The sequence below is a fragment of the Shewanella sp. SM29 genome, assembly GCF_025654245.1.
GTDB lineage: Bacteria > Pseudomonadota > Gammaproteobacteria > Enterobacterales > Shewanellaceae > Shewanella > Shewanella oncorhynchi.
Map to the genome: position 1 here is coordinate 15,088 of NZ_JAKKRN010000025.1, position 14,171 is coordinate 29,258.

Annotated in this window: 14 protein-coding genes; 3 read left to right on the plus strand and 11 right to left on the minus strand. The window is 46.8% G+C overall.

Features of this window, described 5'->3' with window-relative positions; genetic code table 11:
- Nucleotides 1-170 precede the first annotated feature (170 nt).
- On the plus strand, nt 171-749 hold the full coding sequence (nfuA, locus tag L5L77_RS16070) for a Fe-S biogenesis protein NfuA (protein ID WP_006079591.1): 579 nt from the start codon (nt 171-173) through the stop codon (nt 747-749).
- An 83-nt stretch (nt 750-832) separates the two neighbouring features.
- On the opposite strand, the gene L5L77_RS16075 is transcribed toward nfuA, so the two are convergent.
- Both L5L77_RS16075 and L5L77_RS16080 read right to left on the minus strand, forming a co-directional pair.
- Complete coding sequence (locus L5L77_RS16075) at nt 833-2,770, minus strand: alpha/beta hydrolase family protein (RefSeq protein ID WP_219234915.1); 1,938 nt, start codon at nt 2,768-2,770, stop codon at nt 833-835.
- 80 nt (nt 2,771-2,850) lie between these two features.
- A complete protein-coding gene (locus L5L77_RS16080) occupies nt 2,851-4,218 on the minus strand; it encodes an MATE family efflux transporter (RefSeq protein ID WP_263179125.1) in 1,368 nt (455 codons plus the stop codon).
- Nucleotides 4,219-4,240: 22 nt separating this feature from the next.
- Between L5L77_RS16080 and L5L77_RS16085 the strand changes: the two genes are divergently transcribed.
- Nucleotides 4,241-5,287 carry a polysaccharide deacetylase family protein gene (locus L5L77_RS16085; RefSeq protein ID WP_168827212.1) on the plus strand — a complete coding sequence of 349 codons (1,047 nt, stop codon included), beginning with the start codon at nt 4,241-4,243 and terminating at the stop codon, nt 5,285-5,287.
- Here L5L77_RS16085 and L5L77_RS16090 read toward each other — a convergent pair whose 3' ends face one another.
- The 5 genes from L5L77_RS16090 to L5L77_RS16110 form a co-directional block, all read right to left on the minus strand.
- Nucleotides 5,288-5,920: an SCO family protein gene (locus L5L77_RS16090; protein WP_263179126.1), complete on the minus strand. Its 633-nt coding sequence runs from the start codon at nt 5,918-5,920 to the stop codon at nt 5,288-5,290. It lies immediately after the preceding gene.
- A gap of 47 nt (nt 5,921-5,967) precedes the next feature.
- On the minus strand, nt 5,968-6,873 hold the full coding sequence (cyoE, locus tag L5L77_RS16095; protein ID WP_263179127.1) for a heme o synthase: 906 nt from the start codon (nt 6,871-6,873) through the stop codon (nt 5,968-5,970).
- A gap of 14 nt (nt 6,874-6,887) precedes the next feature.
- A complete protein-coding gene (locus L5L77_RS16100; protein WP_263182677.1) occupies nt 6,888-7,865 on the minus strand; it encodes a COX15/CtaA family protein in 978 nt (325 codons plus the stop codon).
- Nucleotides 7,865-8,410, minus strand: a complete 546-nt coding sequence (locus tag L5L77_RS16105; protein ID WP_263223111.1) for a hypothetical protein — start codon at nt 8,408-8,410, stop codon at nt 7,865-7,867. The genes L5L77_RS16100 and L5L77_RS16105 overlap by 1 nt, the downstream gene beginning before the upstream one ends.
- 90 nt (nt 8,411-8,500) lie before the next feature.
- Nucleotides 8,501-9,265, minus strand: coding sequence for an SURF1 family protein (locus L5L77_RS16110; protein WP_263182724.1), 765 nt, complete (start codon nt 9,263-9,265; stop codon nt 8,501-8,503).
- Between L5L77_RS16110 and L5L77_RS16115 the strand changes: the two genes are divergently transcribed.
- On the plus strand, nt 9,264-9,482 hold the full coding sequence (locus L5L77_RS16115; protein WP_263182675.1) for a DUF2909 family protein: 219 nt from the start codon (nt 9,264-9,266) through the stop codon (nt 9,480-9,482). The two genes, L5L77_RS16110 and L5L77_RS16115, sit on opposite strands and share 2 nt — an antisense overlap.
- Nucleotides 9,483-9,486: 4 nt before the next feature.
- Here the strand turns inward: L5L77_RS16115 and L5L77_RS16120 are convergent, their stop codons facing one another.
- The 4 genes from L5L77_RS16120 to coxB are packed head-to-tail and all read right to left on the minus strand — an operon-like array spanning nt 9,487 to nt 14,076.
- Nucleotides 9,487-10,362: a cytochrome c oxidase subunit 3 gene (locus L5L77_RS16120; RefSeq protein WP_105250644.1), complete on the minus strand. Its 876-nt coding sequence runs from the start codon at nt 10,360-10,362 to the stop codon at nt 9,487-9,489.
- Entirely contained in the window at nt 10,359-10,940 is a 582-nt protein-coding gene (locus tag L5L77_RS16125; RefSeq protein ID WP_263223113.1) for a cytochrome c oxidase assembly protein, read from the minus strand. Before L5L77_RS16125 ends, L5L77_RS16120 begins: the two co-directional genes overlap by 4 nt.
- Nucleotide 10,941: 1 nt before the next feature.
- On the minus strand, nt 10,942-12,534 hold the full coding sequence (gene ctaD / locus L5L77_RS16130) for a cytochrome c oxidase subunit I (protein ID WP_105250642.1): 1,593 nt from the start codon (nt 12,532-12,534) through the stop codon (nt 10,942-10,944).
- 9 nt (nt 12,535-12,543) lie between these two features.
- The gene (coxB, locus tag L5L77_RS16135; RefSeq protein ID WP_173497973.1) at nt 12,544-14,076 is read right to left on the minus strand and encodes a cytochrome c oxidase subunit II; all 1,533 of its coding nucleotides are present in this window, start codon (nt 14,074-14,076) and stop codon (nt 12,544-12,546) included.
- Nucleotides 14,077-14,171: the final 95 nt, after the last annotated feature.

Sequence of the window (14,171 nt, forward strand, 5' to 3'; positions counted from 1 at the left end):
CGCGTACAACACATTCGTTTAAAGCTTGTTTATGATGAATAAATCGTGATCGCTATGGCAAAAATCCATAAACTTGCTATCCAAAGGACTACAAAGCGAAGGTGAGTCGGAGTATCATACGGCTAATTCTTACTAAAACACTCAGGTATCCCCTGACGGAGCAGGTTTTCATGATTACCATTTCCGATGCGGCTCAAGCCCATTTTGTTAAGTTGTTAGCAGATCAACCTGAAGGCACTCATATTCGTGTATTTGTGATCAGTCCTGGTACCTCGCAAGCCGAGTGTGGTGTGTCTTATTGTCCACCGGATGCAGTAGAAAGTGATGATATTGAAATCGAGTTCACTGGCTTCAATGCTATGGTCGATGAGAAGAGTGCACCTTTCCTTGAAGATGCCACTATCGATTTTGTGACTGACCAATTAGGTTCACAACTCACGCTCAAAGCACCTAACGCAAAAATGCGTAAAGTGTCTGGTGATGCACCTTTAGTCGAGCGTATCGAATACGTGATCCAATCTGAAATCAACCCTCAGTTAGCTGGCCATGGTGGTAATATCATGCTGGTTGAAATTACCAAAGAAGGCGTAGCCGTACTGCAGTTCGGCGGTGGATGTAATGGTTGTTCTCAAGTTGATATCACCCTGAAGGATGGTATCGAAAAACAATTGTTAGACATGTTCCCAGGTGAGTTGACTGGCGTACGTGACGTGACAGATCACCAACACGGTGAACATTCTTACGCTTAATCTTGTTTGTTGAGCTGAATGAAAAACGCGACCTTGAGTCGCGTTTTTTATATTTGGCTTTCGCTTTAAGTGCAGCTGTTAAGTTATAACTTAGGGTTGAGATTATCAGCTAAGAACTTATCTAAGGCTTTAAACGTCGCGAGTCTGTTGTCGTTATTGCTCAGGTAATGATCACCATTTTCCAACTCAATATACTCCACTGGTTTATTTAGTGATTTGAGCTCGTCATACATTTCTCGGCTATGTTGAACCTTAACGACTCTGTCTTTATCGCCATGAAGCAGCAATACTGGGATGTTAATTTTATCTGCTTTACTGATAGGTGAGCGCTCATAGAGGGCATCGAGATCATCTCCTATTTGCTCTTTAACCACTTCATAGTTGGTATGTCTGCGGCTTGATTTGACTAGGTAGGCCACATCGGTCACACCAGCCACACTGATGGCGCAACGGTAAAGATCGGGAGTCATAGCTGCCCCCATTAAGGCCGCGTAACCACCATAACTCGCACCGGCAATACAAATGCGTTTAGGATCGCTAATCCCTTGAGCAATTAGGTAACGAGTCCCGTCTTCAACATCGTTTTGCATTTCGAGTCCCCAGCTTTTTAGGCCAGCCTTCATAAACTCATAGCCGTAACCTGCCGAGCCTCTGAAGTTCATTCGAAATACCGCATAACCCCGATTAGCGAAAAACTGTGCCCAATAGTCAAAGCCGTTACTGTCGTAACTGATCGGGCCGCCATGGGGGAAAATAATCGTCGGTAGCTGTTTAGCTTCGAGTCCCTTTGGCACTGTTAGGTAAGCATCGATTTTGAGCTTATCCCTTGCTTCGTAAGTTAGATGTTGGGTGTTGGCGAGTAGCTCACTATTGAGCTTGCCGTATCTGTTCGCGATGGGATATAACGTTTTTTCGTCCCTATCGCCGAAATAATAAGTGCCAGGCTCGGTCGAGCTGGTGGAATACACTATGTAGCGGCGTTCATCTGCACTGAATTGAGTAATATAGTTGTGAGCATCGGGTAATACAGCCTTAAGACCATTTTGTAGTCCAACATATTCTGTTTCCCAGAAGGTGTATTCCTCGCCGTCGCCTTCACTGATACCAATGACTTTTTTCTTTAATTGCGAGTAGAGTAAATCCCCTTCGACGTCAGTTGCTTCATTGGCGTAAACCAACTCTTTTGTAAGATTAGGGTCGGTCAGGTTCACTTTAAAAATGGCTTCGAAACCTTGGTGATAGGCGCGAACGTAGAGGATATTAGGGTCTGCATCAAAACCTAATGGCCAAACAGTGTCCTCAGAAAAAGCTTTAAAGGTCCAAAGCAAGCGTGAATCACTCTTTTGCTCGGCCTGTTCATAAATACGGTACTCAGTATCATCGTTGTAGATAGAAATTCGGACTTTGTGCTGCCTGTCGGTAATCCAACTTATAATCTTCTTTTTAGCATTTTGGGTGTAACTGGATTTCCCCTGCGCTAAATTGACTTTCAGAACGCTGTCTTCGCCTACGTTTTCGCCCATTCCGTCTAATGACAGTAAAATATTATCGGGATCATCTGGCATAAGATCGATAATTTGCCCCTGATGTTGCGGGATCCAATTAAGACGGTCTAAGACGCTGCGCGGAAGGACACTCGAGGTCTTTTTCGTGGTCAAATCATACTTAACAAGGCGGGTTTCGGTTGTAGGTGTACCGTAACGGTTAGCCGGAAACTTAGCACTGATCAGTAAGATATTATCGTTTGCCCACTGCAGAGACAGGATGACAAATTTTTGATTATCCGTGTGCAGCGGAATGCTTTTTTCGCCTGTTTCTATATCTTGGATACTAACGACAGTACCTTTGAGTTTGGCTTGATCGACCCGTACAACAGAAGCGATTTTTTTGCCATTAGGCGAGAGCTGCACAGAGCTAACATCTGGGATGCTTGCAAAGGCTTCAACGGGTAATTGTGGCGCAGTGTTGGCAACCGTATAGTTACATAGCCACAGCAATAGCAGCGGTAAAATCCTTTTCATTATCGATTCACATCTTCGTTACAATTGTAAAATCAACATAATAATGATTTTGAGATTAGTAAACTACTGTCTTTACAGATTTATTTATGTAAAAAGGCCTGACTGAAATAATAATGCCCTGCGAGCGTTAGGCTTCTGATGATCATAAAGACACTCATCGCGGCCCAGAGGGCATGGTTGCCTTGCTCTGGTAGTAATAGCAGCTGCAGTAAATACCATGTTGGGAAAAACGCGCCAAAGGTGGCGAGTATCATGCTATTGCGCATCACTTTTCCTTTAGCGGCACCTATGTAAACACCATCGAATAAATACGAGCTAAAGGACCATAAAGGCAAGAATATTAGCCAGATAAGATAGGTTTGCGCAGTGGCTCTGACCTCATTAATGCTGGTCAATAACGCGATAATATTACTGCCAAAAAGACTAAATACAGCGCAGAATCCTAGTGCCGTTATGGCCGACCAGCACCAAGCTAAGATCACAGCTTCCCTTAATTGTTCTGCCTGTTTTTGCCCATAAGCTCGACCGACTTCTGCCTCGGCATAATAGGCAATGCCATCGAGTGCATAGGAGATTAACAGCAGTAAATTCAATAACACGGCATTGGCCGCAACGGTATTATCACCTAGACCTGCACCATGGAATGTCATAAAGGCAAAAGCTGCCTGCAAGCAGAGGCTACGGACAAAAATATCGGTGTTGAGCCTCAGTAATTTGCCATAACCCGTTAAGGTGACATGGGGAAATAGCTGAGATAAGTGAAACTCGGGTGCGCGCTTGAGTTGTTGCAACACCATAGTGAGTGCGACTGAGAAAGCGGTGATATCGGCAAAGACTGAGGCGAGGGCAGCGCCTTTAACGCCCCAACCCAAGCCGAGGACAAACACCACATCGAGAATAATATTGGCAAGGTTGGCTAAAATCAGCTGCCACATGGCGGCTTTAGGTTGTTGTCGCCCTAAGAGCCAACCTAACATCACTAAATTGAGCAGGGCGAAGGGCGTTGACCAAATCCGTACCTGAAAATATTCGCGGCAATAACGCTCGACCTCGCTACTCGCTTCGGATAATCCCAACGCTAAATTCAATATCGGGACTTGCAGTGCGATAACGCCTACGCCCAATAACATCGCTAGCATAGCGCCTTGGACTAAGAGTTTGTGCTGGGCGTGAAGATCGTCAGCACCAAAGGCTTGCGCGACTAAACCTGTCGTCGCCATACGCAAAAATCCCAATAACCAAATGATTAATGTGATAATCGTTGACCCGACAGCGACTCCCCCTAAATAATAGGCTTCACTCAGATGACCTATAACAGCCGTATCCACTAAGCCCAACAGCGGGATAGTGATATTGGAGAGTATCATCGGCAGGGCGAGCGCCAGTAACTGGCGATTTTTCGCGCCGTTGAGCATGAGGTCGAGCCAAGTTGATTTAGCAGTATTCATTAATTTCAGAGGTGTTCACATTATGGTTAAACGTGTGCTGTTGGCACTCATAGGGCTAATGACGTTTTCTGCCCATGCCGTGGTCATTCTGCAATATCACCATGTGTCAGAAACCACTCCGGCGGCAACCAGCGTTACGCCCGCGCAATTTCGTGAGCAAATGCAGTTTCTCGTCGATGACGGCTTTAAGGTGATCCCGCTTTCTAAAGTGGTTGAAGCGATCAAGCAAAAACAAGATTTACCCGCTAAAACAATCGCAATTACCTTCGATGATGGTTATCGCAGTATAGCGACTACTGCGCATCCTATCCTAAAGGAATTTGGATTCCCCTACACCTTGTTTGTGGCAATTGAGCCGATTAAACAAAAGTTTACCGAGATGATGACTTGGGATGAACTCATCACACTATCCAAGGAAGGCGCCGATATTGCTAACCACAGTTGGGCGCACGAACATTTGATCCGCGCCTTAGAAAATGAATCACAGGCGCAGTGGTTAGCGCGGATAAAAGCCAATATCTTAGATACAGAAAAAGCGATTGCAGATGCCACAGGGCACAATTTTAAAATGTTGGCGTATCCATATGGTGAGTACAATCAAGCGTTGCAGGATATGTTAACTGAGAACGGCTTTGTCGCTTTTGGGCAACAGTCCGGTGCCGCGGGGCCCTATTCGCCATTAACGGCCCTGCCGCGTTTCCCCGTTGCTGGACAATATGCTGACCTAAAAAGCCTTAAGGCAAAGTTATACAGCTTAAATATGCCTGTGATTGCACAAACCCCAAGTGATCCTGAGTTAAAGGGTGGTCATTGGCGTCCAGAGCTTAAAGTGACCCTCGATATGAGTGATATATCTGCTAAGCAAGTGATGTGTTATATCCAAGGTCAAGGCTCAAAACAGCCGACTTGGCTCAATGAAAACGAGTTTAGTGTTCAAGCGGATTTAGCCTTGCCCGCGGGGCGCTCGCGTTATAACTGCACAGCGCCGAGTAAGGCGCGTAATGGCTACTATTGGTTTTCTCAGCCTTGGGTAAGGCCAAAGGACGATGGCTCTTGGGTCAAAGAGTGATCAACGGCTAGGTTTGTATTGCGCCACTATTTTTTCAAAATCGCTAATTAATTTATCATTTAATACCTGCGGCGGTTTGCCTAACGCTGCCGTAGGTTTAAATACCGCAACTCGCGTTCCCTGCGGCGACACCAACACATAACCCGCACTATGGTCGACTTGGTAATTTTCTCCTTCACCCACCATGGCATAAGTGAGTCCTAAGCTGCGTGTGAGCGGGAAGATTTGCGTTTGTTCACCCGTTACAGCTTTAAACTCTGGATTGAAAAAATTCACATAGGTTAAGAGTTTATCCTGTGTATCCCGTTTGGGGTCGACGGATAGAAACACCACTTGCAATGGCGCTATTTTGTTTAGATCAGGATAAGCTGCCGCAAGTTTATTTAAGGTCGTAGGGCAAATGTCGGGACAAAAGGTAAAACCGATAAAAAATAAGCTCCATTTTCCCTGCAAACTGGCATTGGTAAAAGCTTGCTTGTGTTGATCAATCAATTCAAAGGGCGCTAATTCATAGGCCTGTGGAAACAGAAAACCGCTCTCTAACTCGATAGGTTTTGGTGGATTAAATTTCACCGCAAATAGGCCGCCAAGACCGAACAACAAAATGGCGATGACTAAAATTCTTTTCTGCATTATTCGCTCCATAAATACAGGTTAGCGCGACAAACTCGTTCCATACACTAGTTCCACAAATAGTGGTCTAGCAGTAATGTCATAAATAACAACATTAAATGGTAGATAGAGAAGCGGAACACTTGCATCGCTAAGCCATCATGATCCCGATATTTAAGTTGCCATGCTTTATAGATAAATCCCGTACTGAGTAAACTCGAGCTGACGAAATACACTGGCCCACACATGCCAACCAGCACAGGTAACAGGCAAGCAATCGCCAGCAATACTGTGTAGAGCAAGATGCAGGTTTTAGTAAATTCGACACCGTGGGTGACTGGCAGCATGGGAATATCTACTTTGGCATATTCGGCGCGTCTGTGAATGGCCAGTGCCCAAAAATGTGGTGGCGTCCACGTAAAAATGATGATCACTAGCAATAACGCATGGCCGTGAAATTCGTTCGTCACTGCCGTCCATCCCAGCAAGGGTGGCATAGCTCCCGCAAGGCCACCGATCACAATATTTTGTGATGTTGCGCGTTTCAAATAGGCAGTATAAACCAAGGCATAGCCAATCAGGCTGGCAAAGGTCAACCAAGCTGTGAGTGGATTGACTAAGGAATATAAGACGATAAAGCCAAAACTACCTAAGCTAGCGGCGAAAATTAACGCGCGCGTGGCCGAAATGCGTCCCTTAGGCAGTGGGCGATTGTAGGTGCGCGCCATTAAGCCATCGATACGGCGATCGATCAGATGATTCAACGCCGCCGCAGAACCCGCCATCATAGCAATACCCAGCATACCGGCGATTAAAGGTTGAACGGGGACTGCATGGGGCACAGCAAGACACATGCCGACTAAGACTGTGAGCAGCATCAGTGCAACCACTTTAGGTTTGGTCATTTCAAAATAGGCGCGCCATGTTACGCTGAAAGTGGGCAGGCTACTGGTGATTGAGAGTGGTTTTGCCATCTTGGATCCCTCGCTTATGCTTTGCGCCATAAAAAATAGTTGATTGTGACTAAGGTCAGTAGCAGTAGTGCCGCACCACCGTTGTGAGACACGGCAATACCGAGTGGTAAATGCATCACTACGTTAGAAATACCTAAGCTCACTTGTAGTATGACTAGCCCCACTAATAAAAGGCTTAAAGCCTTAAGTTCCGTAGCGCCAACAAATAATCGGTAGGCGAGCACGAGTAACAAGCTGGCAGTGACGATAGCGCCAATTCTGTGGGCTACGTGGATAGTCATTCGTGCAGGGTAATCGAGCACACCAAATTCGAAGCTAGGGTGTTGGCCTTGGAACGGTGAAAATGCCTCGGCTATTGCTAAGTTATCTACCCAATTTCCCTCACAGATGGGTAAAGAGGTGCAGGCGAGCGCCGCGTAATTCGATGATGTCCAAGCGCCCAGCATGATCTGACCCACAAGGACGAATAGGCTCACCAATGCTAACGGTGCGAGATGTCGAGCATGAGTTTCGCTATTAAATATACGCCGAGGTCGGGTTCGCAGGTAAAGGAGTAACAGCAGCGAGATTAGGCTAAAGCCACCAATAAGATGCGACATCACAATTATTGGCATGAGTTTCATGGTCACTGTCCACATACCTAGCGCTCCTTGAAAAAGGATCAGCAGCACTATGATGATCGGCAACTTTTTGGGTGCTTCCGGTGTTTTTAAGCACAAAATTAAGATGAACAACACCAGTAAGCCAAGTCCGCCTGCGATATATCTGTGGATCATTTCCAGCCAAGCTTTCTTTGGATTGATATCGTGATCTGGGAATATAGTTTGCGCATGGGCGATTTCATGGTCTTGGGTGGGCACTTTAATATGGCCGTAGCAGCCTGGCCAATCGGGGCAGCCGAGCCCTGCATCCGATAGGCGGGTGTAAGCGCCCATTAAAATCACCAATAGGGTAAAGACTAAGGTTAAGCGTAGGGTCCAAGTTAGTTGCATCAATCTACCCTCGACAGTTTTAACAACTTACGCAGATCCGCAATCAGTGCCTTGCCTTGAGCTAAATGTGCTTCTTTGCCCTGCACTTGAGGGTAGCGCAGTACTAAGCTGCCTAAGGGATCGACTATGATTAGCTGCTGTTCATCTAACCATTTGCTTAAGTCTGCATTGGCGGGACGAGTATTGAAGTTAAAGGTGCTTAAGGCGTTAAGATCGCTGTCGGGATGGGTGAGGATAAGCGGTTCTACTCGCGCCTGATCTGGCCCTAGCGCTGTGTGGCTTTGGCGCAAAATATACAGGCGTTCACGGCAAGCATCGTTGCATTTGGTGGGTAATAAATACAGTAATTGCCATTCTTTGGGATTAGAATTTTCAACCCCAAGGCTGGCATAACTGGTTTCGGGACTGATCAGCTCGCCATGATTGGTGGCACCGCCATGGTATAAATTGAGGCTCAGCACTAGCTTAGCAATCACTACGGGTGCAATAAACGCCAGCAGTAATAGCCCTAATGCTTTGTGTTTAGATTTGTTTTGGGAGTTCATGCTTGCTCCTCTCATTCAAATTATCCCTAATTTATTGTTTTATATTTATTTAGTTTTATTAGTGTCTTGCTAAGTATGGTACGAATTTCCCTATTTGCTCCTTGAGTTTGCGACTGTTTGGGTGCTATGGCGTTTTACATATTTAATCCCTTGCCACAGCATTAGCCCTGCAAATACGGCTGCCATCGAAAACCACTGCAATGCATAGCCCCAATGTTTTTGTGCTGACAGTGGGAAAGGTTGCCAAGGATGGGGCAATGTGAGGGAAGGTAATTGCTCTGGTTGCAACACGACAGGTAACACTGGGTGCCCTAATACCTTAGCCATTTCGGGCATATTTAAATTTTGAAAGCGAATACTTGTCCCTGTTTCTGCCATTAAAGCTTGGCTCAAGGGATTGATTTGCTTTTGATAAAGCCTGCCTTCGATATTTAATGCCCCGCTTAGGGGAGTGATGTGGGGCAACTCATCCCGATGGGAGCCTGCGGCAACAAAGCCTAACTCGACCAGCAACCAAGGTTTTTCAACTTCTACTTGCAATGGTTGGAAGGCTAAATAGCCCACTTGACCTTGATAGATTTGATTATCCAGTAGCCAGATTTGTGAGCTTGCGGGAGTGGCGCGTACTTGCAGTCGATAACCCGTTACGCCTTCTTTGCTGACCTTGAGCTGGAGCTGCTCAAAACTTAATGGCAGCAAAGCTTGCCTTGCTTCCATTTGGGCTAAAAGCGTCGTTTTATCTTCACCACGGGCTAACTGCCATAAACCCAACTTGACCAATATAGTTAATACAGCCACAGTCAATATCAGTAGAAAAACCGTTAATTTATTCAGCAGAACATGAGGATATTGTATGAATAGCCTGTTCATTTTTAAGTTGGTCTTAGTTCTGCTGTTGCTATTCATCATTTTTAATCTAGGTCGCGCCTTGTTTATTATGGGGAAAGGTGATGAAAAAGTGTCTATGAGCCGTTATCTTGGTCGGCGAGTGATTTTTTCCGTGCTCGTTATCCTGTTATTGCTGGTGGCCTTAGGGACTGGGTTAATTAGCCCCAATCCCACGCCTTACTAAAGCACTAGAGAACGTAAACGAAAATAAACAAACACAGCCAAACCACATCCACAAAGTGCCAATACCAACTCCCCGCTTGGAACGCAAAATGTTTATCTGCGCTAAAGTGCCCCTTCAACACTCTGAAAAACAACACGAATAAAAAGAGAGTCCCCAGAGTGACATGCATGCCGTGAAAGCCAGTTAACAGGAAGAAGGTGTTGCCATAAATCCCAGAGGTCAGAGTGAGTCCCATTTCCCGGTAGGCATGCATATATTCTTCTGCCTGTAAGGCAAGGAAACCCATACCCAAGAGTATGGTGATACCAAGCCAGAGAGTAATGGCAGAACGTTTACCTTTTTCTAGGCTGACATGGGCGAAATGTAAGGTAACTGAGGAGGTTAGCAGTACGATAGTGTTGATTAATGGCAGTCCAGTCCATGGCATAGCTTGGGTTTTAGTGCCATCTGGCGTAGTAATGAGCGGCCAAATAGCTTCAAACTGAGGCCAGAGTACTTCGTGGGTCATGGCATTATTCGATGCGCCACCGAGCCAAGGCACTGCGAACATGCGGGCATAAAATAGTGCCCCGAAAAAAGCCCCGAAAAACATGACTTCCGAAAAAATAAACCAGCTCATACCTTGGCGAAACGATCGATCCATTTGGCTAGAATAGAGCCCTGCCATCGACTCTTGGATCACGGTTCTAAACCAACCTACCAGCATGAATAGGATCACAGCTATCCCAACCAGCAGCACATAACCGCCACCGGATGCACCTGATTTCAACTGTTGCACGAAAAGGCCTGCACCAGAGGCGATTAAGAACAAGCCAATGGCACCTACAATAGGCCAGACACTTTGGGATGGAACGTAGTAAGACTGATGTTTCGTTGTCATTTTACAGCTCCTTGCTCTATGGCAGACGCTAACTGCTTGTCGGTAATGTCGTAGAGAGTGTAAGAGAGGGTCAGAGTGTGGATAGACTCAGGTAACTGAGGATCCACATAGAAAATGAGCGGCAGCTCAGCGCTAGTGTCCGCCGCTAAGGGTTGTTGATTAAAGCAAAAGCATTCTGTTTTATTGAAATAAGCGGCACCTTGGCCGGGCGAAACTGAAGGTATCGCTTGGCCAATCGTTGCTTTAGCGGACATATTGCGCGCCAAAAATGCCGTATGGATTAGCTCGCCAGGGTGAACTTCGAGCCGTTTGGTTTGTGGCGCAAATGTCCATGGCATGCCTGTTTGTACCTGAGAAATAAATTCCACAGTCACTATTCGGCTTGTATCTACTGTGATTGCTTGATAACTACTCACGGTATTGGAGGGTTTTCCATTGATACCGAGTTGCTCGCACAACACATCGTAGAGCGGCACCAGCGCGAATCCAAAGCCAAACATGCCAATACAGCCGATAACTAACATGCTGATAAGTTTACGATTTGACTTAGGTTTATCTTGCTGGTGTTGGGTTGCCATTTCATTTCACCTCAGGTGGTGTCGTGAAGGAGTGGTAAGGCGCAGGGCTTGGCAATGTCCACTCTAAACCCTCGGAACCTTCCCAAGGTTTAGCGGGAGCTTTTTCGCCGCCACGGATGCACTTAATTACTAATACTAAGAAAATCAATTGCGATAAGCCGAAGGCGAACCCACCAATCGAGACGATTTGATTAACATCGGCAAATTGAATCGAGTAGTCAGGGATACGCCTTGGCATTCCTGCCAGCCCAAGGAAATGCATCGGGAAAAATAGCACATTGACTGAAATCACCGAGCACCAGAAATGCCATTGTCCCAGTCGTTCGTTGTACATGTGTCCCGTCCACTTAGGTAGCCAGTAATAGGCCGCTGCCATGATGGAGAAAATCGCACCAGTCACGAGCACATAATGGAAATGTGCCACAACAAAATAAGTATCGTGGTACTGGAAGTCGGCGGGTGTAATGGCGAGCATTAATCCCGAAAAACCGCCAATAGTGAAGAGTATGATAAAGGCTACAGCAAACAGCATGGGCGTTTCGAAACTGAGTGAGCCGCGCCACATAGTGGCAACCCAGTTAAACACTTTCACCCCAGTTGGCACAGCAATCAACATAGTGCAATACATGAAGAACAGCTCGGCAAACACTGGCATACCTGTGGTGAACATATGGTGCGCCCATACGAGGAACGACAGAATTGCAATACTAGCGGTAGCATAAACCATGGATGCATAGCCAAATAAGGGTTTACGACTGAAGGCTGGAACTATGGCAGAGATGATGCCAAAGGACGGCAAGATCATGATGTAGACTTCAGGGTGGCCGAAGAACCAGAAAATATGCTGGAACATCACAGGATCGCCGCCGCCAGCCGCATCGAAGAAACTCGTGCCGAAAAACTTATCGGTCAGCACCATAGTCACTGCGCCAGCGAGTACGGGCATAACCGCGATCAGTAGGAATGCCGTGATAAGCCAAGTCCACACAAACAATGGTAACTTCATCCATGTCATGCCTGGCGCGCGTAAATTCACTATGGTCACAATCACGTTGATTGCGCCCATGATCGAACTTATCCCCATGATGTGAATAGAAAATACAAAGAGCGCCGTGCTATCTGGGCTATAAGTTGTTGATAGTGGTGCGTAGAAGGTCCAACCAAAGTTAGGTCCGCCACCTTCCATAAATAGCGAACTGAGAAGGATAGTGAAGGCGAAGGGGAGTATCCAAAAACTCCAGTTATTCATCCGTGGCAGCGCCATATCGGGCGCTCCTATCATCATAGGGATCAGCCAGTTAGCGAGCCCTGTAAAGGCTGGCATTACCGCACCGAATACCATGATCAGCCCATGAACAGTTGTCATTTGGTTGAAAAAGTTGGGCTCGACCAATTGTAATCCAGGTTGAAAGAGTTCAGCGCGGATCACCATGGCCATAGCGCCACCGGTTAAGAACATAATAAAGCTGAACCATAAATACAAAGTACCTATGTCTTTATGGTTGGTGGTTAGCAGCCAGCGCATGATGCCCTTTGGCGCACCATGATGATGGTCATCATGGGCTGCGGTTTGATCTTGAGTCGTAGTGCTCATCATTATCCCCTACTGTCCATGACTTGCGATATCAGCAGGTTGCACTGTATCGCCGGTATTGTTACCCCAAGCATTGCGTTCATAGGTAATGACTGCTGCAAGTTGCTGTGGGCTAAGCTGTTTGCCAAATGCCTGCATAGCCGTGCCCGTTTTGCCGTGCATCACAATATCGATGTGATTGGCGACTGGTCCAATGGCGATAGCACTACCCACTAGCGCGGGGAAGGCGGGTGGTATTCCTGCACCTGTCACTTGATGGCAGGCAGCACAGAAGGTCGCGTAGACAGTTTGACCTTCGGCCATGAGGGCGTCATGGCTGAGTGTGGGGAGGCTTGCGGGATCGATTGCAGCTGAGACGTCTGCAGGTGCGGGTGTCGGAGTTGTACTGCTTGGTACCGCGGCGGATGTTTGTGCAGAATTGCCGTTCATGTACTCGTTGACGTCTTTGGCTTGCACTGCATCGCCAGTATTATTGCCCCAAGCATTACGCTCGTAGGTAGTCACTGCCGCGATTTCTTGTGCAGTCAATTGCTTACTAAACGCTTGCATGGCTGTACCCGTTTTACCGTTGAGCACAATTTCAAGGTGGCCGCTGAGCGGTCCCGTTGCAATCGGGCTACCTTTAAGGTGCGGAAATACGCCTTGCAACCCTTCGCCATTGGGCTGGTGGCAGGCTGCGCAGTGCCCGAGGTAAACTTGTTCACCTTGAGTCATCAACTCTTCTTTACTTAGGGTTTGTGATAAAGCGGCTTGAGCGGCTTCAGCCGCAGCACCTGCGGCTTGTTTCTGCTCTGTGACCCAAGCCTCAAACTCGGCTTCGGGTAACGCTTGTACTACGATAGGCATAAAACCATGGTCTTTACCGCAGAGCTCGGCGCATTGACCACGGTAAATGCCGGGTTTGTCGATGCGAGTCCAGGCCTCATTGATAAATCCTGGATTGGCATCTTTCTTAATGGCAAAGGCGGGTACCCACCAAGAATGGATGACATCCTCTGAAGTCATCAGAAAGCGGATTTTGCGGTTTATTGGTAGAACGAGCGGTTTATCGACTTCCAATAGATAGTTTTCACCCTTGGTTTCGGTGCCTTCGATTTGTGCTCTGGGTGTTGTCAGTATGCTATAAAAATCAATATCTTGATCGAAATAGCTGTAATGCCATTTCCATTGGGACCCCGTAACTTTTACGGTGAGATCGGCGTTGCTGGGATCTTCCATTGCGATTAAAGTTTTTGTCGCTGGAATCGCCATTAAGATCAAAATGATAAATGGCAGAATCGTCCAAGCGATTTCAACTTTAGTGCTTTCGTGAAAGTGGGACGCGACAGCGCCTTTGGATTTTCTGTGGTTGATCATGGCGTAAATCATGACGCCAAAGACCACTAGGCCTATTGCGCAGCAGATATACAAAATGGTCATGTGCAAGTGATAAACCTTGCCACTGATCTCGGTCACGCCAGGGGTCATGTTGAACCGCATGTCCGCGGCGGTCAACGGTGGTGCGAAAAGCACCACGAGTAAACAATACAACAATTGCTTCACAAGACTTCTCCTCTGCCAATTGCGAATAGCAACTACAAAGAAGAGCAACACAGTAAGTCTCAACTCTATGCAAACTCTTCAGTTCCCAAAAAAGC